This window comes from Chitinimonas koreensis (genome assembly GCF_014353015.1).
In the GTDB taxonomy this organism is placed as follows: domain Bacteria; phylum Pseudomonadota; class Gammaproteobacteria; order Burkholderiales; family Chitinimonadaceae; genus Chitinimonas; species Chitinimonas koreensis.
Map to the genome: position 1 here is coordinate 5,137,402 of NZ_CP060704.1, position 17,822 is coordinate 5,155,223.

Below are 17,822 nucleotides of genomic sequence, written 5' to 3' on the forward strand. Positions count from 1 at the left end.
AAAGTGCAAGTTTTTCGAGGGCGGTTAGACCGGGCCGCCTACGTGGACTGGCGCGCCTCGTGGGCCGTCATGCACCTGCACGGAAAGCGCCACATCAAGCGGGCAGGCGTGGCGGGGCTACGAGCGCGCGCCGGCGGTGCTGAGGACGCAAAAAAGCCGCCCCGGCTGGGGGCGGCTTGGCCGGCGGCGGCGGCCGGGACGGCGGGGCGGATCAGGCCCGCGGCAGCCCCTCGCCGCGGTCGCTGTCGTCGTCCAGACGGTAGGGCTCGAACCGGATCACCTCGTCGCCGAACCAGTCGTTCAGCTCCCGCATGCGGTCCTGCAAGGGCTGCAGCTCGTTTCGAGCGAACACGCGCGCGGCCTTCTCGACGTCACCGAACCCGCCCGTGTTGTTGGGCATGATGCCCATCAGCTGGGCAGGCACCCGGTGTGCTGCGAGCTGGTCGTCGCGGGTCACCGATTTGATGCCGAGGAACTCGTCCTTGGCGGCAACCTCGGAGATCGGCAGCAGCTGGATGCCATCCTTCTTGCCGTTCGGCGCGTAGAGCAACAGGTTGCGGAAATTCCCCGGCCCCTTGCTGCGCTTGAGCGCATCGCGCAGGTTGTCGAGGTCCGCTTCCTGTTGCAGCGCATCGGTCATGTAGAGAATGAACCCGGCGTGGCTCCCGTTCAGGTAGTAGCGCCGACGGAACAGCGTGGCGCTCTCATTGAGCCAGGTGCTGTTGTTCGCGCTCAGGTATTCGGGCAGGCCGTACACCTCCTGATTGATGTCGGGTTCGAGCAGGTGAAACACCCGACCCCGCTCGAACTCGTGCTCCTTGCCATCGCCCGTGACGTACCAGTAGGTCTCAAGGTCGGCCCCGCGCCGCGTGTACTTGGCCAGCGGCGGCGCCAGTTCCATCGGCCGGCCCGTCACGCTGCGCCGGTCCTCCATGTAGGCATTGCCGAAGGTGAGGTAATCGAGCACCCAGCGCGAAAACGCCGTCCGGCTCAACAACGGGTGGGGCTTGTAGCAACTCACCAAGATGTTGCGCTTCGCATAGACCGCGCTGCTGTGGTGAACCGCGGCGCGGAACGTGCGAGCCAGGCCGTCCCACGACAGCGGCGGCTCGTACCAGCGCCCCATGTGCAATGGACACTCGAGATAGTCGAGCAGCTGGCGCCGGTCGAGGACCGACTCGGGATCGCCGAAGGTGAAAGCCTCCATGGCCGGCAGCGCCGGCGCTACCGACGCCGCCGGCGTAGTGGTGTGGCCATGGACGCCGTGGCGCGCGGGTCGTTTACTCATCCGATTATCTCCATGATGGTGCGATTCGTTGGGGTCGAGCCCTCGAGCGGCTCGTTGGCCATGGCGTGCATGACTGCCCACGCCACGTCGGCGTGGCTGACCTCTTCGGATCGGCTGGCCTCGAACGTGGCGTGGCGGCCGCTGGCCGTGGTGGTCTTGTGGATGGCCATGAAGGCGGCGGCGACGTCGGTCGCGCCGGCATCGAACTCGAAGCGGCCGTGGCTGATGACGTGCAGGGCTTTGAGCACGAGGCGGGTTTTGACGTCGACCGAGTAGTTGTACGCGGTGACACCGGGGAAAAACTGCTTGACCAACTGGTAGACGCCTTGCCCGATGCCCGTCGTGTCGATGCCGATGTGCGCGACGTTGTAGGTCTCGGTGATGCGCTTGATCTTGTCGGCCTGGGCCTGGAAGTCCAAGCCCTTGAACTGGTGCTTTTCCAGCAGCCGGAACTTGCCGCCCGGCACAGCCGGCGGCGCCAGGACTACCAGCGCGGCGCTATCGCCAGTATGCGCTGGGTCGTAGCCGATCCAGACCGGTTTGTTGCCGAACGGGCGGGCCGCGAAGGGTTTGAAATCTGCCCACACCTCCCAACTGTCGACCATGCAGCGTTGCAGCATGGCCAGCGGAAACACCGACTCGCCGTCGTCGATGAACTGGCATAGGTACAGCTGCGCGAATTCCTCGGCGCTGTTCTCGAAGCGCAGCTCGTCGACGTCGAACAGGTCGCAGCCGCCGGCCTCGGCGTCCAACAGCGTGACGATCTGGCGATATTGGCGGTCTTCACACAGCCGGCCGGCGGCCAGCGCCTGGTGCGACACGTCGAGCGCGATCTGCTCGGCCTTCGAGCGCCCCCGATTGAACAGCTTGCCCGACCAGAACGGATAGGCCTCGTGCGACAGGCTGGACGGCGTCGAGAAGTAGGTCAGCCGCCATTGCTTGTGGCTGGCCATGCCCGCCGCCACCTTGCGCAGCTTCTGGAAGCCCGGAATCCAAAAGTATTCGTCGAGGTACAGGTTGCCCGAGTAGGACTGCGCCGTGCGGAAGTTCGTCCCGAGGAAATGAAGCTTGGCGCCGTTGGGTAACTGGATCGGATCACCGCGCAGCTCGACGCCGATGGTTTGCCGGACGAAGTCGCACAAGTAAGCCCGGAACTGGTGGGCCTGCGCCTTGCTGGCGCTCAAGAAGATCTGGTTGCGGCCCGTGGTCAGCGCGTCGACCACCGCCTCGCGGGCGAAATACCACGTGGCGCCGATCTGCCGGCTTTTCAGGATATTGCGGATGCGATGCTTGCCGGCATCGAACCATGTTCGCTGGTAGGCGAACATCGAATCCATGAACGCCTGGACCAGCTCGTCGCGCTGCTCGTCGCTGATTGGGTTGCGTTCGGCCTGTTTCCGGTCGCCCTTGTTGCGGCTCGCAATCTTCGGGTTCAGGTCGGTTTCATTACCGCCGCTGCGGTAGCGCTGCACGCGCGCCAGGCGCTCGACCTGGCGGCCGAGCAAGTCGATTTCCTTGTAGTCCCCGCCCTCCTTGATCGGCTTCGCAATCAGCTGCTGGATGCGCGCCTCGAGTGCAATCTCGACGCGGTCGATCGGGTCCGTCTCGTCCCAGCTGTCGCGGCGCTTCCAGCTGTGGATAGTGGCCGGCCGCAAGTCGAGGTGCTCGGCGATGCGCTTGATGCGCCAGCCCTGCCAGTACAGCGACCGCGCCAGGCGGCGCGGGTCGACTTCGGGCGGTGCGAGTGCAGGTTCGGGGGTACGTTTGGCGGCCATGCCGGCATGCTGACCGCCCGCGCGAGCCCTGCCACGCAGGGCCATTTGTGCCCCGCCGTGGCACAACCAAACCAAATGGACCGCCCCCGGAGCCCGCCCGAAACTGCCTCCATCGCCACAAGGAGGCCGAGATGTCCGCCAAAACCAAGTTCTTTGCCGTCGCCACCGAAGGCGCCACCACCGACGGCCGCACGATCGATCGCGCCTGGATCGCGGAGATGGCCGCGCAGTACAGCCCCAAGACCTACGGCGCGCGCGTCAATCTCGAACACTACCGCGGCGTGCTGCCCGACGGCCCGTTCAAGGCCTACGGCGACGTGGTCGAAGCCAAGGCGGAAGAAGTCAACGGCAAGCTGACGCTGTTCGTGCGCATCGACCCCACGCCCGAACTGGTCGCCATGAACAAGGCACGCCAGAAGGTCTACACCTCGATCGAGGTCAATCCCAAGTTCGCCGATACCAGCAAGGCGTACCTCGTCGGCTTGGCGGTCACCGACAGCCCCGCCAGCCTGGGTACCGAGATGCTGCAGTTCTGCGCGCAGCACCCCGACGCGAGCCCGCTGGCGTCCCGCAAGCAGCACCCAGACAACCTGTTCACGGCGGCGACCGAAACGGCCATCGAGTTCGAGGACGACGACGCGAACGCCGGCGCCGCGCTGTTCTCCAGTCTGGTCGCCAAGTTCCGTTCCATCGGCAAGCGCGCCGACCGCACCGACGGCCATTTCGCCGAGATCGCCCAAGCCCTCGAAGCGGTGGCCGACCACCTGGCCGACAGCGAAGGCCAGAACAACGAACTGCGCGACCAAGTGGCCCGGCTGGAAGCCCGCCTCGGCGAGACCGAGAAGGCGGCCGCCAACGACCGCCAAGCCTTCACCACCTTCCGCGACAAGCTCGACGGCACGCCGGCCGGCAAGAGCCGCCAGACCGCAACGGGCTCGAGCGGCGGCGCGATCACAGCCGACTACTGACCCGCGTCGCGCCCTCCCCCGTCACGAAAAGGAACCGCCCCTCATGCGCAACGAAACCCGCAAGCTGTACGCCGCCTACCTGGCGCACATCGCCAAGCTCAACGGCGTCGATGACCCGACGACGAAATTCACCGTCGACCCGACGATCCAGCAGCGGCTGGAAACCAAGGTGCAGGAAAGCAGCGACTTCCTGCGCCGGATCAACATCACCCCGGTCACCGAGATCGAAAGCGAAAAGCTCGGCCTCGGCATCGGCGGCCCGTTGCCAGCCGCACCGACACGACGCAAAACGAGCGGCAGACCACCGACCTGTCCAGCCTCGACGCCCAGCGCTACCGCTGCGAGAAGACCAACTCCGACACCCACATTTCCTACGGCAAGCTGGACATGTGGGCCAAGTTCAAGGATTTCCAGACGCGCATTTCCGGCCTCGTCATCCAGCGTCAGGCGCTCGACCGGATCGCCATCGGCTGGAACGGCGTCTCGGTGGCGGCCAACACCAACCGCGCCGCCAATCCCAAGCTGCAGGACGTCAACAAGGGCTGGCTGCAACACTGCCGCGAACAGGCCCGGGCCGCGTGCTGAAGGAAGTCCGGGCCGGCTCGGGCAAGATCAAGATCGGCGGCGGCATCCCCGCGGCGGATGGCTATCGCAATCTCGACGCGCTGGTGTACGACATCACCGGCAACCTGATCGACCCGTGGCATCAGGAAGACCCCGAACTGGTGGTGGTCTGTGGCCGGGAACTGCTGCACGACAAGTATTTCCCGATCGTCAACGGCACCGATGATCCATCCGAGAAGCTCGCCGCCGATCTGGTCATTTCGCAGAAGCGCATCGGCGGCCTGCCGGCGGTGCGCGTGCCTTACTTCCCCCCGAACGCGCTGCTGGTGACCCGCCTCGACAACTTGTCGATCTACTGGCAGGAGGGCAGCCGCCGCCGCACCGTGGTCGACAAAGCCAGTCGCGACCGCATCGAAAACTACGAGTCCAGCAACGACGCCTACGTGGTCGAGGACTACGGCCTGGTCGCCCTGGCCGAAAACATCGAGCTGGTGCAGTGATGATCAGCCCCGCCCGAGCCCACGCGATGCGGGCGGCGGCTGCCGCCCAACAGGCGGCGCCGGCCGACACTGCGCGCGCCGATGCCACCGCCTACGAGCTGATGCTGGCCAAGCTGCACGCCGACAAGCGTCGGCTCAAGGCCATCGAAAGCCAAGCCGCCAAGATCGAGTGCAAGCGCAAGCTGCTGCCCGACTACGTCCACTGGATCGACGGCGCGCTACGCGGCACCGGCGCGCAGGACGACGTGCTGATGACGGTCCTCGTGTGGCGCATCGACGCGGGCGACTGGCGGGGCGCCCTCGATATTGCGGCCTATGCGCTCAAGCACGGCCTGCTGTTGCCCGACCAGTACCAACGCAACCTGCCCTGCCTGATCGCCGAGGAAATCGCGGACAACGCGCTGAAGTTCGAGTCCGTGCCGCGCGACGTCCTGATCGAGACCGACCAGATGCTGGCCGGCCACGACATGCCCGACCAAGTCCGGGCGAAGCTGGCCAAGGCCATCGGCTACGCCCTCGTCAAGGAAGCCGGCGACGGCACGGCGGGAACATCGCTGTTCCTGAAGCAGCAGGCGGTTCAAGCGCTGGAACGTGCGAAGCGGCTGCATGACAAGGTCGGCGTCACCAAAGACCTCGAACGGCTCGGCCGCGAGCTGAAGAACTCCGCCCCGCCGGCGCCCCCGCCGGCACGGGCTGACACCGGGCGTTCCCCGCGCCGGGCGGCAGGGGGCGGCGACGTGCATCCGCACCGTTCAAAGCCCCCTCCACCGCCCCCTCCGATTCCTTCGACCTGACCGGACGCCATGCAAACCGCCTTCATCGCCACCCCGACCACGCCGACCGCTGCGCCCGACCCCATCACCAACACGCCCTTTTTCCCGCCGATCGACCTGACGCACGCCCGCGAGGTCCTGCGTCTGGACGGCACCGTCACCCGCATCCGCCTGCGCTCGGCGCTCGTCGAGGCGATGACGCACGCCAACGGCGAGCTGGCGGCCTGGGCTGATGGCCACAAGAGCCAGGGCCGCGCGACGCTGGCCGCCGTACAGGCCGACACCATCGACGGCGAAACCGTCCATGTGCAGCGCTACCGCCGCGGCGTTTACGCCTGGGCACATGCCGAGCTGCTCGACCGCCAGGCCAATGTCGACACCACGCCCGCCGGCCAGCGCCAAGCCGACGCGACCGGCCCGACGGCCGACTCCCTGCGCGCGGATGCCCGCCGCGCCTGGCGCGAAATCCTCGGCCGGTCTGGCTGGACCGTGGAGCTGCTCTAGTGCGCGTGATCGCGCGCCAGGGCGACAGCCTCGACGCCGTTTGCTACCGGCATTACGGCCGATCGGCCGGCGTGCTCGAGGCGGTGCTGGAAGCCAATCCCGGACTCGCCGCGCTGGGCCTGATCCTGCCCGAGGGCACCGCCGTCGAGCTGCCGGAAGTTGCACCACCCGCCACCCAACCGCTCATCCAACTCTGGGAATGAACCAATGGCCGAACCCATCACTGCAACCACCAGCGCCACGCCCGCACTGCTCGGCGTCACGCTGCTGGCGCTGTTCCCCGGCCTCGACGCCGCAACCGTGCTCGGCGCATTCGCCGGCGCCGCAGTGTTCGTGGTCAGCGCTCGCGAGCTGACCCGCTGGCAGCGACTGGCCTACTTCGCCGCGGCCCTGGCCGCCGGCGTGGTGCTCGGCCGTTTCGCCGCCGACCTGCTCACCGGCTGGCTGCCGATGCGCGTCGCCATCCCCGCCGGCGTCGGCGCGCTGCTGTCCTCGGCGGTGGTCATCAAGCTGCTGCTGTGGCTGATCGGCCAGGCCGACAACCCGGCCGGCCTGCTCGCGGAGCTGCTCGACACGATCAAGCAGCGAGGGGGCCGGCCATGACGCTGCTGACCTGCCTCTATGGCCTGTGCTGCGCAGTCATCGCCCTGCGGCTGGCGACATTCGCCCGAGGCGCCGGCGCGCACCGGCCGCGCGCGGCCTGGCTGGCCTACCTGCTCACCGTGGCGGCCGGTTCGGTGCCTATCCGGCTGATGCTGGGCCAACCCGTTGCCGTCGACCTGGCCGGCCTGCTGCTGCATGCCGCCTTGGCCGCCGCCCTACTGGCCGTCCGCGGCAACGTGGTCGACCTATTCCGATCTCCCTGCGCGTCGCATTCCGGCGTGCTGTCCCGTCTCCTGAAAGGTGGTGCCCGATGAGCGTCCTGAAAACCATTGCGAAAACCGTCCTGAAGGCCGCATTGCGGCGGCACGACGTCGGCCTCGACGTGGTCGAGCTGCAAGAGCTGCTCACCATCGCGGGCCACGTCGTCAAGGCCGACGGCCTGTTCGGCGACGCAACCGAGGCGGCGGTTCGCGCCGCGCAAGCCCGGTTCGGCCTGGTGGTCGACGGCCAGGCCGGCCCCAAGACCCTGGCCGCGCTGCGCGCCGGTGACGCCGATCCGCGCCACCTGCGCGAAGCCGACCTCGTCGCCGCGGCCGACAAGCTCGGCGTGCCGCTCGCCACGGTGAAGGCGATCAACGCCGTCGAGAGCAAGGGCGTGGGCTTCCTGCCCGGCGGGCAACCGGTCCTGCTGTTCGAGCGGCCCGTCATGTATCGCCAGCTCAAGGCCGCCGGCCACGACGCCGACGCGCTGGCCGTGCAGTTTCCCAACCTGGTCAGCCGCGAGCGCGGCGGCTACGCCGGCGGCGCGACCGAATGGCACCGCTACCTGTCGGCCTGCCATATCGATCCGGCGTGCGCGATCGAGGCCGCGAGCTGGGGTGCATGGCAGGTGATGGGCTACCACTGGCGCGAACTCGGCTACACATCGGCCGCGGCCTTCCTGGCCGAGATGCAGACCAGCGAACGCGCGCAGCTCGATGCGTTCGTGCGTTTCGTCCTCAACGACGAGACGCTGCTCAAGGCCCTGCGCGCGCGCAAGTGGGCCGAGGTCGCCCGGCTCTACAACGGCCCGGCCTACCGCGACAACGACTACGACGGCAAGCTGGCGCGCGCCTACGCGCGGTTCGACGCGGCCACGGCGGGCAACGATGCTCAAGCCGCAGCAGCTGCGTGAGCACCTGGCCAGGCTCGTGCCTGGCCTGGCCACCGAACCGGACAAGCTGCTCGTGTTCATCAAGAACGGCCGCATCCGCTCGACCGGCGGCGGCTCGTTGTCGTTCGAATACCAGTACACGCTCAATGTCGTCCTGCTCGACTACGCCGGCCACAGCGACGCAGTCTTCGTGCCAATCCTGGCCTGGCTGCGGGCCAATCAACTCGACCTGCTGCAAAACGCAGACCGCCAGGCGCAGGGCTTCAAGTTTGAAGCCGAGCACCTCAACAACAACAGCGCCGACCTGTCGATCGAACTGGCATTGACCGAGCGGGTACTGGTCAAGCAAGTACCGGGCGGCCTCGACGTCCGGCACCCCGACGAGCCGGCCGATCCGCACGCCGGCATTGAGCGCTGGCAGCTCTTCGTCAAAGACGAGCTGCTCGGCGAATGGGACGCCCATCCATGGACGACCTGACCGCGCTCGCCGACTGGTGCGACCAGTTGCTGGCGCGGCTCAGCGCCGGCGAGCGCCGGCAGCTCGCCCGCGAGATCGCCCGCGACCTGCTGCCGGCCAACGCGCGCCGCATCGCGGCCCAGCAGGCACCCGACGGCACGCCGTACACCCCACGCAAGGCCGGCGCGGCCCGCGACCAGCGCGGCCACATCCGCCGCGGCGCCATGTTCGCCAAGCTCCGAACGACGCGCTGGCTACGGGCCGAGGCCACGGCCGAGCGCGCCACGGTCGGTTTCGCCGGCCGCGTCGGCCGCATCGCCCTCGTACATCACGAGGGCCTGCGCGACCGCGTGCGCCCTGGCGGCCCCGAGGCCATCTATCCGGCCCGCCCGCTGCTGGGCCTGGCCGCCGCCGACGTCGAGCGCATCCGTGACACCGTCCTCGCACACCTCGCCGGCCGCTGACCGCACCGCTCGAGTACCGCCGTTTATGGCGGGGCGGGATCTGGCCAGCCTCGCCAAAAGTGGCGATGCGATCCGCTCGCCGTTTTTGGCGAGCCTGCAGGACGACTTTCCGGGTGCCTTTTGTGCCCCGCTCCCACACAACCAGACTCGCATGACCCGCGCAGGCGCGGGCGGCATCCTGCCCGCATGAACGCCAACGCCGAAACCAACCGCCGACTCGAGAGCGTCCTACGTGATGGGACGGTGTTCGCCGTCGACCACGAAACGGCGCGCTGCCGGGTCAAGTCGGGCGGTCTCGAGAGCGAGTGGCTGCCCTGGCTGGCCGCTCGCGCCGGAACGACCACGACCTGGGATCCGCCCACCATCGGGGAACAGGTGCTGGTGTTTGCCGCCAGCGGAGAAGGCGCGACCGGCCTCGTGTTGATGGGCATCTACAGCGACCAGATTCCGCCGCCCGACCGCAGCCCCCACACCCACGTGCGCGCCTACCCGGACGGCGCCCGCATCGCATACGACCACCAGCTCAGCGCGCTGACCGTCACCGGCATCAAGACGGCCCTCGTTGACGCATCCGACAGCATCACCGCTACGGCCGGCAAGTCCATCACAGCCGAGGCCGGCGAAACCGTCATGGTGAAAGCCGGCGTGTCGGTGACCATTGACGCGCCAGACACCCACGTCACCGGCAACCTCACCGTGGACAAGCTGCTCACCTACCTCGGCGGCATGGCCGGCTTCGGTACGCCAGGCAGCGCCGGCGGCAACGTGGCCACGATCCACGGCACGGTGCAGACCGTCGGCGGCGACCTGATCGCCGACGAGATTTCGGTGAAGCAGCACGTCCACATCGAGCAGGGCGACAGCCAGCCCACCAGCCCGGCCCGGAGCGCCTGACCATGGCCGCCTATCTCGGCATGCACGCCAGCACCGGCCGATCCCTGGCCGACGATGACCACATCGCCCAATCCGTCGCCGACATCCTGACCACGCCGGTCGGCTCCCGCCTCATGCGGCGCGAGTACGGCTCGCAGCTGTTCGACCTGATCGACCAGCCGGCCAACGGCGCGACCGCGATCCGCCTCAACGCCGCCGCCGTGATGGCGCTGATGCGCTGGGAACCGCGCATCCGCCTGTCGCGCGTGGCCATCACGCTGGGCAGCCAGGCCGGCGCCGTCGACGTGGCGATCGAGTACAGCCGCCGCGACGGGCTCAGCGCCGGCGAGCCGCGCTCGCTCGCCCTCACCCTGCGAGGCCGCCCGTGACCGTCGTCGACCTGTCCCGCCTGCCCGCCCCCGACTGCGTCGAGCCGCTCGACTACGAGACGATCCTGGCCGACAAGCGCGCCCGGCTGCTGGCCATACTCCCGGCAGAGCAACGCACCGCGATCGCCGCCGCCCTGGCGCTCGAATCCGACCCGCTGGCCAAGCTGTTGGAATTGGAGGCTTACGCCGAGCTGGGCCTGCGCCAACGCGTCAACGATGCCGCTCGCGCGCTGATGCTGGCCTACGCCAAGCGCGGTGACCTTGACCAGCTCGCAGCCCGTGAAGGCGTGATCCGCCAGGTGATCGACGCCGGCGACCCTGCCGCTATCCCGCCCCGCGCGCCGGTCTACGAAGAGGACGATCGGCTGCGCCGTCGCACGCAATTGGCCTGGGAAGGCTTGAGCTGCGCCGGCAGCCGCGAGGGCTATGAGTTCCACGCGTTGACCGCTGCGGTCAATGTGCTGGACGTGCAAGTCGAAAGCCCGGCGCCGTGCATCATCGACCTCTACGTGGTCGACCGGCGTGGCGACGGCGTGCCGGACGCCGCCCTGCTGGCGGCCGTCCAAGTGGCGCTATCGGACAAGCGCGTGCGGCCGATGGGTGATCGCGTCACCGTCCGCGCCGCACGGCCTCGGGCCTACACCGTATCGGCCGGCCTGCGCATCGCTGCCGGGCCGGATGCTGCGGTGGTCCTGGCCGCCGCCCGCGCCGCGTTGGTCGCGCTGCTGGACAAGACGCGCACCACCGGCGCGACCGTCTCGCTCGCGATGATGACCGCGGCCCTCGTAGTCGAGGGCGTGGTCGACGTCGAGCTACGGGCGCCCACGGCCAACATCGTCTGCGCCCCCGACGAATTCCCGTCGCTGGTCGCCATCGTCTTGGATCGCCTGCCATGACGGCCCGCCTGCTCCCGCCGAACGCGACGGCGCTCGAGCGCGCGCTGGCCGACGTGCTCCCGGCCGCCGTCGATCCGTCGCCGCTGGCCACGCTGCACGACCCGTGGCGCGCGCCGGCGGCCTTCCTGCCGGCGCTGGCCTGGCAATGCTCCGTCGAGGGCTGGGACATCGCCAGCAGCGAAGCCCAGCGCCGCGCCATGATCGACGCCTCGTTTCGCGTCCATCGCCACAAGGGCACGCCCTACGCGATCGAACAGGCCCTCGCGGTGCTCAACGTTCGTGCCGACCTGGTCGAGTGGTGGCAGACCACGCCGACCGGCCAGCCCGGCACCGCCACGCTGACCGCCTGGGTCAATTCCGTCGTGGCCGGCGAATCGGCCGTCATCACGCCCACGCTCTATGGCCGGCTGGCCGACTACCTGGGCGCCGTCAAACGCCATTCGATCCACCTGACCATTCGGCTCGGCGCGCGGCTCGACGCCGGCCTGGTGCTCACGGCCGGCGGCCAGGCCTTCACCGCCCTGCGCCACACCGCCCGCGCCGTCGGCGTCACCGTGCCGCCGCTGCGCGCCAGTTTTCAGCCGGTCGTTGGCGGACAGCTCTTCGCCGTGCAGCGCCACGCGCTGCGCCCCAGCGCGCCCACGCTGCCTCCCCTCGCCGCCGGCCTCTGCTTCGCCGCCGCAGCCGGCGCCGTCTCCGTCATCCGTCTACCGCTGGAGGTCCGCCTGTGAGCGACGTCATCCCATTGGCACCGCGCATCCAAACCGCGGCGCTCGGCGCCCTGTCTCGCGCCACCCCGCCCGGCATCGCGCTGGAAATCACCCACATCGCCATTGGCGACGCCGCCTATGACGTGGGGCAAGGTCACCTCACCTTGCGCCACGAACTGGGCCGCTATCCCGTGGCCGCCGGCAAGGATCAAGGCGACGGCCGCCTGCATGTCGAGGCACTCGCCGACGGCCCGGCCGCGGGCTGGATCAACGAAATCGGGATCATCGCGAACGGCAACATCCTGCTGGCCGTGTGGAGCCACCCGACCGTCAAGGTCGGCTACAAACCTGCCGGCCAAACGATGCTGCTGGCGTTCGACCTCGACTTGTCCGAGCTGCCGCCCGGCAGTGTCACTGTGGTCGCCACCGCGCCCGATGCCGGCCTCTGCCTTGCCAGCGAGTTCGCCCAACTGGCCGCGGGCCACCTGCGCGAGTTGCGCCGCGGCGTCATCCAGCGCGATCGCCTCGACACGCTCGAACGACGCGCCAGCCAGGCCGAGGCGCGCGCCGGCGACCTGAGCCAGCGGCTCGACGCGCAGGCCGCCGACCAAAGCCAGCGAGCCACCGCGCTCGGCCAGCGCATCGATCAGCAGGCCGCGACCATCACCGAAAAACACGATGCGGTGCTGGCCATCGCCGCCGCCAATGCCGCCGGCCTGCTCAAGTTGCAGCGCCTGCAAGTCAAGACCATCCCCGTCAAAGGAGCCTGATCCATGTCCCTGGAATCGAACATTGCCGACCTCGTCAGCGCAGCCAACGCGCTGACCGCCGAATTCAACGCCAAGGCGAGCAGCATCAATACCGCGGTGGCCAGTGCAATTGCCGCCATCCCCGTCAACGTGGTGTCGTACTACGTCGACAGCGTGGTCGGCGACGACAGCGCCACCGGAGCGCTGGAAGCCCCGCTGAAGACGCTCAAGGCTGCGATCGACCGGACTCCGACCGGCGGCGCCGCCACCATCTACCTCAACGCAGGCACGACGCAACGGATCACCGCACCGGTCACCATCTTCAACAAGTACCTTTACATCGGCTCCTACGGGGCTGGCGACAAGCCCGTGCTGCAATCCGATGCCTTGGTGCAGGCCGGCCAGAACACGGCTTACGGCTTGACCCTGCGCGAATCGACCATCGCGTTTACGGGCCTGAAGCTGCGAACTGCAACGCTCGCAGATGGGGCGCTACCCGTCGCCGCGGCAGGGCTGATCCAACGCGCCGACCGCGCCGTCGGCAACATCATCGTCGGTAGCTGCGACATCGAGCTGAACGCGCAGCACCTGGCAGGAACCGCAACCAGCGGCGGCATGCTGCGCATGCATTTCTACAGCTCGGCGGTCACCCGTCCCAGCACTGACGGCCGCCTGCTGGCGCTCTCCGGTTCGGTCGCTGACGTCTCCATCAACGCCCTCACGCTGCCGGCCGGCACGGTCCTGGCCGACCTGTTCAGCGGCATCGTCCGCGACGGCAGCAATGTGCCGCGGAACTTCAATTCCAACATCGTCCTGTAGCCGCACGGGCTGTGCCAACCACTCCAATCCATTGAGGACCGACATGTACCTGACTCTGACCTACGACGGCGCCGACCTCGTCAACTGGACGCCCGAAGAACTGCGCGAACGAGGTGTACCCGCGACCATCATCGCCGCAGCCATCCTCGAGAAGCACCTGGCCGCCCTGCGTGCCGAACGCGACCGGCGCCTGGCTGCCTGCGACTGGACCCAGATCGCCGACGCCGACCTGACCAACGAACAGCGCGCCGCCTGGAGCACCTACCGCCAGGCCCTGCGCGACCTGCCCGACACCGTCGCCGATCCGGCCGCGCCGGTCTGGCCGGACAAGCCGTAGCCGGCGCCCGCGCCGCTGGCCGTGCCTGAGCCGCACACAACCAGCGCGCGTATCGCCCGCCCCGCCCGCGCGCCACGATAGGCGCACTAATGCCCGCCCCACTGGAGAGCTTCCATGCCCACCGATTACCACCACGGCGTCCGCGTCACCGAGATCGCCGACGGTATCCGTTCGATCCGCGTGCCCTCGACCGCCGTCGTCGGCATCGTCTGCACCGCCGCAGACGCCGATGCTGCGACGTTCCCCATCGACACCCCGGTGCTCGTCACCAACATGAAGGCCGCCCGCGCCAAGGCTGGCACGCAAGGCACGCTGTCCAAGACCCTGGCGGCGATCAGCTCGCAGTGCGACCCGCTCATGGTCGTGGTTCGGGTCACCGACAGCGGCACCGTCGCGACTCGCAACACGGCGGTGATCGGCGGCGTCAACGCCAGCGGCCTGTTCACCGGCATGCAGGCATTGCTCGGGCGCAATCGACCCTGGGCGTGAAGCCGAGAATCCTGGCCTGCCCTGGCCTCGACACGCTCCCCGTCGCAACGGCGCTGGCCAGCGTCGCGCAGAAGGCGCGCGGCATGGCCTACGTGGCGGCCGACGGCGCGACCACCAAGGAGGCCGCGACGACCTACCGCAATAATTTCGGCCAGCGCGAAATCATGGTCCTGTGGCCCGACTTCACCGCGTGGGACAGCGTGGCCAACGCCTCTTCGACCCTGTGGGCGACGGCGGTCGCGGTCGGCCTGCGCGCCAAGCTGGACGAGGAGGTGGGCTGGCACAAGACGCTGTCGAACATCCCCGTCAACGGCGTGACCGGCCTGTCGCGTTCGGTCTATTTCGACCTGCAATCCACGGCCACCGACGCGGACTACCTCAACAGCCACGAGGTGACCTGCCTCATCAACGCGCAAGGGTTCCGTTTCTGGGGATCGAGGACGGCCAGTAACGACCCGCTGTTCGCGTTCGAGAACTACACCCGCACCGCGCAGGTGATCGCGGACATGGTCGCCGAGAATCACATGTGGGCGGTCGACAAGCCCATGAGCGCGCAGCTGGTGAAAGACATCCTCGCCGGTATCAACGCGGGCTTTCGCCGGTTGAAGGCTGCCGGCTACATCGTCGACGGCCAAGCCTGGCTCGACGAAAGCATCAACACGGTCGACGCGCTGAAGGCCGGAAAGCTGACGATCGACTACGACTACTGCCCGGTCCCGCCGCTGGAAGACTTGGGCTTCCGCCAGCGCATCACCGACCGCTACCTGGCCGACTTCGCCGCGCGCGTCGCGGCCTGACGCCAGCGCCGCGGCCGCCGGCCGCTACTGAAAGGACAACCGAAAGGGCAACACGATGGCACTCCCCAACAAGCTCAAATACTTCGACGTCTTCACCGACGGCAACAACCACGGCGGCGAGGTGAAGGAAATCACGCTGCCGAAGCTGGCGCGGAAGATGGAGGATTGGCGCGCCGGCGGCATGGACGGCTCGATCAAGGTCGACCTCGGCCAAGAGCCGCTCGAACTCGAGCTGACCTTCGGCGGCGTGGTCCGCGACGCGCTGTCGGCCTACGCGGCCACGACGCACGACGCGGTCCTGCTGCGCTTTGTCGGCGCCTACCAGCGCGAGGACGTCGACAACTACGACGCCATCGAGATCGAGGTACGCGGCCGTTACCAAGAGATCGACATGGGCACGGCGAAAGCCGGCGACGAAAACGACTTCAAGGCCAAGCTGCCGCTCAGCTATTACCGACTGGCCATCAACGGCGCGACGGTTATCGAGATCGACAACATCAACTTCGTCCATATGGTCGACGGCGTCGACCGTCTGGCGAAGGCCCGTAAAGCCCTCGGCCGCTGATCGTCGCCGGCAACACCGCCCACCGCTCACCCCATCCCTCGGAGCCCACCACCATGGACCTCAACAAAGACCAGCAAGCCCAAGAAGGCCAGCCGCCCCAGAACCCTGACACCGTCACCGTGACGTTCGACACGCCGATCGTCCGCAGCGACCAGACCATCGCCAGCGTGACGCTGCGCAAACCCAAGGCCGGTGCGCTGCGCGGCGTCGCCATGGTCGACCTGGTGCATATGGAGGCCGGCGCCGTCATCACGGTGCTGCCGCGGATCAGCACGCCCACGCTGACCAAGCAGGACGCCGAGCGCCTCGACGGCGCCGACCTGGTGCAATGCGGCCTGGCGATCGCCGGTTTTTTAACGCCGAAGGCGCTCGCGGCAGTCTCCCCGCAGTCGTAGACGACGCCATGGCGGACATCGCGACCGTGTTCCACTGGGGACCGCGCGAGATGGACGAAATGGACGTATCGGAGCTGATGGATTGGCGCGAGCGCGCCCGAATCAGGAGCGGCGCCGAGGAATAGGCCGCAGGACGTAGAGACGGTGACCGGGCGGACTGCGCGAACAGCCCACCCGGACCCGACCCACTGCATACCCAGTGAGCCAGCGAGACCGCCCCCCCGACGTCGAGGGACGGCGAGCCTAGCACAACACCCGCTCACTCAACATGGAAACGATCCGCTGCACCAGCTGTAACCGCAAGCTCGCCGAAGCCCGCGCCGAAGCCGGTTTCGAGCTGGCGATCAAATGCCCGCGCTGCCGGGCCTACAACATCTGGAGGGCCGCGCGCCCCTGACCCCGCGCGCCACCGAGCGCCATGGAATCATCTATGGCGCTCGATCCATCCCCTCGCCTCACCCTGCACAACGCCGACTGCCTCGACGTCCTGGCCACGCTGCCCGATGCCAGCGTCGACGCCATCATCACCGACCCGCCCTACTTCAACGCCCGCCCCGACCACTGGGACCGCCAATGGCCGAACGCAGACGCGTTCGCGCGCTGGCTTGGCGACGTGCTCGACCAGTTCGCCCGCGTGCTGCGGCCGGCCGGTTCGCTCTACCTGTTCGCCTCGCCACGCATGTCGAGCCGCGTCGAAGGCCTGATCGGCGAACGCTTCCGTGTGCTGAACCACGTCGTGTGGGTCAAGACCACCGGCGTGCATCAGAAGGCCTGCCGGGCCGCCCAGCGCAGCTACCACCCGCAGACCGAGCGCATCGTGTTCGCCGAGCACTACGGCGCCGAGCACGCCGCGGCTGCCGCGGCCGGCTACGCTCGCCAATGCGCCACACTCCGCGGCCAGGTGTTCGAGCCGCTGCGCGCCTACCTTGACGGCGAGCGCCAGCGCGCCGGCTGGAGCGGCGCCGAGATCGATGCGGCTTGGCGAGCCTGGCGCGGCAAGTCGGGCGGCGGCATGGCCGGCCACTGGTTCGGCCGATCGCAATGGGCGCTGCCCACCCGCGAGAACTACGAGTGGCTGCAACGGCTGCTGAACAGCCGCACGCCGGGCGTGTTGGCTGCACCGCATGCCGTCCTGGCCGAGGACTATGTCCACCTGCACGCACGCTATGACGTGCTGCGGCGCGACTACGACACGCTCAAGGCCGAATACGCCGCGCTGCGCCGGCCGTTCCAGCTCGCCGCCGAGGCACCGAACACCGACGTGTGGATATTCAACCCCACGCCGGCGCGCCCGGGCCGGCATCCCTGCGAAAAGCCCCTGCCCTTGATGCGCCACATCGTCCGCACCTCGACCCGACCCGGCCAGGTCGTACTCGACGCGTTCCTCGGCTCGGGCTCGACCGGCGTCGCGGCCCTCGAGGCCGGCTGCGACTTCATCGGCATCGAGCAGGATGCGGCGATTTTCGCGGCCGCCCGCGATCGGCTCACGCGCCGGCAGCCCTCGACTTAGCCGGCGTCGACCACCGCCGGAAGCGGCGATGGCAGATCCGTGGGCCATCGCCGTTTCTGGTGGTGGCGGCCGACCTCGCCAAATCCGGCGAGGCAGCAGTCTCGTCGATTTCGGCGATGCTGCAGGCGGCCGGCCCACCGTCGCATGTGCCCCCACCTGGCACAACCAAACCCAAGGGCGACCGCCCTACGCGCGCGGCAAGATCGACCGGCCCCACCACCGACACCGCCATGTCCCAGACCCT

25 protein-coding genes and 1 pseudogene are annotated in these 17,822 nt (G+C 68.6%); 24 read left to right on the top strand and 2 right to left on the bottom strand.

Annotated features, from left to right (window positions below; genetic code table 11):
* Positions 1-211 precede the first annotated feature (211 nt).
* Positions 212-1,288 carry a phage portal protein gene (locus tag H9L41_RS21750; RefSeq protein WP_028447748.1) on the bottom strand — a complete coding sequence of 359 codons (1,077 nt, stop codon included), beginning with the start codon at positions 1,286-1,288 and terminating at the stop codon, positions 212-214.
* Positions 1,285-3,063, bottom strand: a complete 1,779-nt coding sequence (locus H9L41_RS21755) for a terminase ATPase subunit family protein (RefSeq protein ID WP_051319352.1) — start codon at positions 3,061-3,063, stop codon at positions 1,285-1,287. The genes H9L41_RS21750 and H9L41_RS21755 overlap by 4 nt, the downstream gene beginning before the upstream one ends.
* 131 nt (positions 3,064-3,194) lie before the next feature.
* Between H9L41_RS21755 and H9L41_RS21760 the strand changes: the two genes are divergently transcribed.
* The 24 genes and pseudogenes from H9L41_RS21760 to H9L41_RS21870 all read left to right on the top strand — a co-directional run bounded on the left by H9L41_RS21760 (position 3,195) and on the right by H9L41_RS21870 (position 17,578).
* Entirely contained in the window at positions 3,195-4,031 is an 837-nt protein-coding gene (locus H9L41_RS21760) for a GPO family capsid scaffolding protein (RefSeq protein WP_028447750.1), read from the top strand.
* A 43-nt stretch (positions 4,032-4,074) separates the two neighbouring features.
* Positions 4,075-5,095 (top strand): annotated as a pseudogene (locus H9L41_RS21765) (phage major capsid protein, P2 family).
* Positions 5,095-5,889: a phage terminase small subunit gene (gene gpM / locus H9L41_RS21770; RefSeq protein WP_187523592.1), complete on the top strand. Its 795-nt coding sequence runs from the start codon at positions 5,095-5,097 to the stop codon at positions 5,887-5,889. The pseudogene H9L41_RS21765 and the gene gpM overlap by 1 nt, the downstream one beginning before the upstream one ends.
* 9 nt (positions 5,890-5,898) lie before the next feature.
* Entirely contained in the window at positions 5,899-6,372 is a 474-nt protein-coding gene (locus tag H9L41_RS21775) for a head completion/stabilization protein (protein ID WP_028447753.1), read from the top strand.
* Positions 6,372-6,575 (top strand): tail protein X, encoded by a 204-nt coding sequence (locus H9L41_RS21780; RefSeq protein ID WP_028447754.1) that lies wholly within the window; start codon positions 6,372-6,374, stop codon positions 6,573-6,575. Before H9L41_RS21775 ends, H9L41_RS21780 begins: the two co-directional genes overlap by 1 nt.
* Before the next feature lie 4 nt (positions 6,576-6,579).
* Positions 6,580-6,975 (top strand): putative holin, encoded by a 396-nt coding sequence (locus H9L41_RS21785; protein WP_028447755.1) that lies wholly within the window; start codon positions 6,580-6,582, stop codon positions 6,973-6,975.
* Entirely contained in the window at positions 6,972-7,289 is a 318-nt protein-coding gene (locus tag H9L41_RS21790) for a phage holin family protein (RefSeq protein WP_051319353.1), read from the top strand. Before H9L41_RS21785 ends, H9L41_RS21790 begins: the two co-directional genes overlap by 4 nt.
* Positions 7,286-8,149 carry an N-acetylmuramidase domain-containing protein gene (locus H9L41_RS21795; protein WP_084300554.1) on the top strand — a complete coding sequence of 288 codons (864 nt, stop codon included), beginning with the start codon at positions 7,286-7,288 and terminating at the stop codon, positions 8,147-8,149. Before H9L41_RS21790 ends, H9L41_RS21795 begins: the two co-directional genes overlap by 4 nt.
* On the top strand, positions 8,124-8,606 hold the full coding sequence (locus H9L41_RS21800; RefSeq protein ID WP_034607950.1) for a phage tail protein: 483 nt from the start codon (positions 8,124-8,126) through the stop codon (positions 8,604-8,606). Before H9L41_RS21795 ends, H9L41_RS21800 begins: the two co-directional genes overlap by 26 nt.
* Positions 8,594-9,049 carry a phage virion morphogenesis protein gene (locus tag H9L41_RS21805; RefSeq protein ID WP_028447758.1) on the top strand — a complete coding sequence of 152 codons (456 nt, stop codon included), beginning with the start codon at positions 8,594-8,596 and terminating at the stop codon, positions 9,047-9,049. The genes H9L41_RS21800 and H9L41_RS21805 overlap by 13 nt, the downstream gene beginning before the upstream one ends.
* A 186-nt stretch (positions 9,050-9,235) precedes the next feature.
* A complete protein-coding gene (locus tag H9L41_RS21810) occupies positions 9,236-9,943 on the top strand; it encodes a phage baseplate assembly protein V (protein WP_028447759.1) in 708 nt (235 codons plus the stop codon).
* A 2-nt stretch (positions 9,944-9,945) separates the two neighbouring features.
* Positions 9,946-10,311, top strand: a complete 366-nt coding sequence (locus H9L41_RS21815; protein ID WP_028447760.1) for a GPW/gp25 family protein — start codon at positions 9,946-9,948, stop codon at positions 10,309-10,311.
* Complete coding sequence (locus tag H9L41_RS21820; protein WP_051319354.1) at positions 10,308-11,207, top strand: baseplate assembly protein; 900 nt, start codon at positions 10,308-10,310, stop codon at positions 11,205-11,207. Before H9L41_RS21815 ends, H9L41_RS21820 begins: the two co-directional genes overlap by 4 nt.
* Positions 11,204-11,938, top strand: a complete 735-nt coding sequence (locus H9L41_RS21825) for a phage tail protein I (protein ID WP_051319355.1) — start codon at positions 11,204-11,206, stop codon at positions 11,936-11,938. The genes H9L41_RS21820 and H9L41_RS21825 overlap by 4 nt, the downstream gene beginning before the upstream one ends.
* The gene (locus H9L41_RS21830) at positions 11,935-12,687 is read left to right on the top strand and encodes a hypothetical protein (protein WP_051319356.1); all 753 of its coding nucleotides are present in this window, start codon (positions 11,935-11,937) and stop codon (positions 12,685-12,687) included. The genes H9L41_RS21825 and H9L41_RS21830 overlap by 4 nt, the downstream gene beginning before the upstream one ends.
* A 3-nt stretch (positions 12,688-12,690) precedes the next feature.
* Positions 12,691-13,485, top strand: a complete 795-nt coding sequence (locus H9L41_RS21835; protein WP_028447762.1) for a hypothetical protein — start codon at positions 12,691-12,693, stop codon at positions 13,483-13,485.
* 43 nt (positions 13,486-13,528) lie between these two features.
* Complete coding sequence (locus H9L41_RS21840) at positions 13,529-13,822, top strand: tail fiber assembly protein (RefSeq protein ID WP_051319357.1); 294 nt, start codon at positions 13,529-13,531, stop codon at positions 13,820-13,822.
* Positions 13,823-13,936: 114 nt separating this feature from the next.
* Positions 13,937-14,311 (top strand): phage tail sheath protein, encoded by a 375-nt coding sequence (locus H9L41_RS26450; protein ID WP_308419549.1) that lies wholly within the window; start codon positions 13,937-13,939, stop codon positions 14,309-14,311.
* Entirely contained in the window at positions 14,308-15,108 is an 801-nt protein-coding gene (locus H9L41_RS21845; protein ID WP_308419550.1) for a phage tail sheath subtilisin-like domain-containing protein, read from the top strand. The genes H9L41_RS26450 and H9L41_RS21845 overlap by 4 nt, the downstream gene beginning before the upstream one ends.
* Before the next feature lie 55 nt (positions 15,109-15,163).
* Positions 15,164-15,673, top strand: a complete 510-nt coding sequence (locus H9L41_RS21850; RefSeq protein WP_028447764.1) for a phage major tail tube protein — start codon at positions 15,164-15,166, stop codon at positions 15,671-15,673.
* 53 nt (positions 15,674-15,726) lie between these two features.
* Positions 15,727-16,068: a phage tail assembly protein gene (locus H9L41_RS21855; protein WP_028447765.1), complete on the top strand. Its 342-nt coding sequence runs from the start codon at positions 15,727-15,729 to the stop codon at positions 16,066-16,068.
* 8 nt (positions 16,069-16,076) lie between these two features.
* Complete coding sequence (locus H9L41_RS21860; RefSeq protein ID WP_028447766.1) at positions 16,077-16,193, top strand: GpE family phage tail protein; 117 nt, start codon at positions 16,077-16,079, stop codon at positions 16,191-16,193.
* Between the two features lie 143 nt (positions 16,194-16,336).
* Positions 16,337-16,465, top strand: coding sequence for a Com family DNA-binding transcriptional regulator (locus H9L41_RS21865; protein WP_157462119.1), 129 nt, complete (start codon positions 16,337-16,339; stop codon positions 16,463-16,465).
* Between the two features lie 33 nt (positions 16,466-16,498).
* The gene (locus H9L41_RS21870; protein WP_034607951.1) at positions 16,499-17,578 is read left to right on the top strand and encodes a DNA-methyltransferase; all 1,080 of its coding nucleotides are present in this window, start codon (positions 16,499-16,501) and stop codon (positions 17,576-17,578) included.
* The last annotated feature ends 244 nt before the right edge of the window (positions 17,579-17,822 follow it).

Coding starts and splice junctions, on each gene's coding strand:
- H9L41_RS21750 (WP_028447748.1), bottom strand. CDS start 1,288: ATGAGTAAACGACCCGCGCGCCACGGCGTCCATGGCCACACCACTACG.
- H9L41_RS21805 (WP_028447758.1), top strand. CDS start 8,594: ATGGACGACCTGACCGCGCTCGCCGACTGGTGCGACCAGTTGCTGGCG.
- H9L41_RS21835 (WP_028447762.1), top strand. CDS start 12,691: ATGTCCCTGGAATCGAACATTGCCGACCTCGTCAGCGCAGCCAACGCG.
- H9L41_RS26450 (WP_308419549.1), top strand. CDS start 13,937: ATGCCCACCGATTACCACCACGGCGTCCGCGTCACCGAGATCGCCGAC.
- H9L41_RS21855 (WP_028447765.1), top strand. CDS start 15,727: ATGGACCTCAACAAAGACCAGCAAGCCCAAGAAGGCCAGCCGCCCCAG.
- H9L41_RS21825 (WP_051319355.1), top strand. CDS start 11,204: ATGACGGCCCGCCTGCTCCCGCCGAACGCGACGGCGCTCGAGCGCGCG.
- H9L41_RS21775 (WP_028447753.1), top strand. CDS start 5,899: ATGCAAACCGCCTTCATCGCCACCCCGACCACGCCGACCGCTGCGCCC.
- H9L41_RS21865 (WP_157462119.1), top strand. CDS start 16,337: ATGGAAACGATCCGCTGCACCAGCTGTAACCGCAAGCTCGCCGAAGCC.
- H9L41_RS21760 (WP_028447750.1), top strand. CDS start 3,195: ATGTCCGCCAAAACCAAGTTCTTTGCCGTCGCCACCGAAGGCGCCACC.
- gpM (WP_187523592.1), top strand. CDS start 5,095: ATGATCAGCCCCGCCCGAGCCCACGCGATGCGGGCGGCGGCTGCCGCC.
- H9L41_RS21795 (WP_084300554.1), top strand. CDS start 7,286: ATGAGCGTCCTGAAAACCATTGCGAAAACCGTCCTGAAGGCCGCATTG.
- H9L41_RS21860 (WP_028447766.1), top strand. CDS start 16,077: ATGGCGGACATCGCGACCGTGTTCCACTGGGGACCGCGCGAGATGGAC.
- H9L41_RS21755 (WP_051319352.1), bottom strand. CDS start 3,063: ATGGCCGCCAAACGTACCCCCGAACCTGCACTCGCACCGCCCGAAGTC.
- H9L41_RS21840 (WP_051319357.1), top strand. CDS start 13,529: ATGTACCTGACTCTGACCTACGACGGCGCCGACCTCGTCAACTGGACG.
- H9L41_RS21870 (WP_034607951.1), top strand. CDS start 16,499: ATGGCGCTCGATCCATCCCCTCGCCTCACCCTGCACAACGCCGACTGC.
- H9L41_RS21815 (WP_028447760.1), top strand. CDS start 9,946: ATGGCCGCCTATCTCGGCATGCACGCCAGCACCGGCCGATCCCTGGCC.
- H9L41_RS21800 (WP_034607950.1), top strand. CDS start 8,124: ATGCTCAAGCCGCAGCAGCTGCGTGAGCACCTGGCCAGGCTCGTGCCT.
- H9L41_RS21850 (WP_028447764.1), top strand. CDS start 15,164: ATGGCACTCCCCAACAAGCTCAAATACTTCGACGTCTTCACCGACGGC.
- H9L41_RS21810 (WP_028447759.1), top strand. CDS start 9,236: ATGAACGCCAACGCCGAAACCAACCGCCGACTCGAGAGCGTCCTACGT.
- H9L41_RS21790 (WP_051319353.1), top strand. CDS start 6,972: ATGACGCTGCTGACCTGCCTCTATGGCCTGTGCTGCGCAGTCATCGCC.
- H9L41_RS21785 (WP_028447755.1), top strand. CDS start 6,580: ATGGCCGAACCCATCACTGCAACCACCAGCGCCACGCCCGCACTGCTC.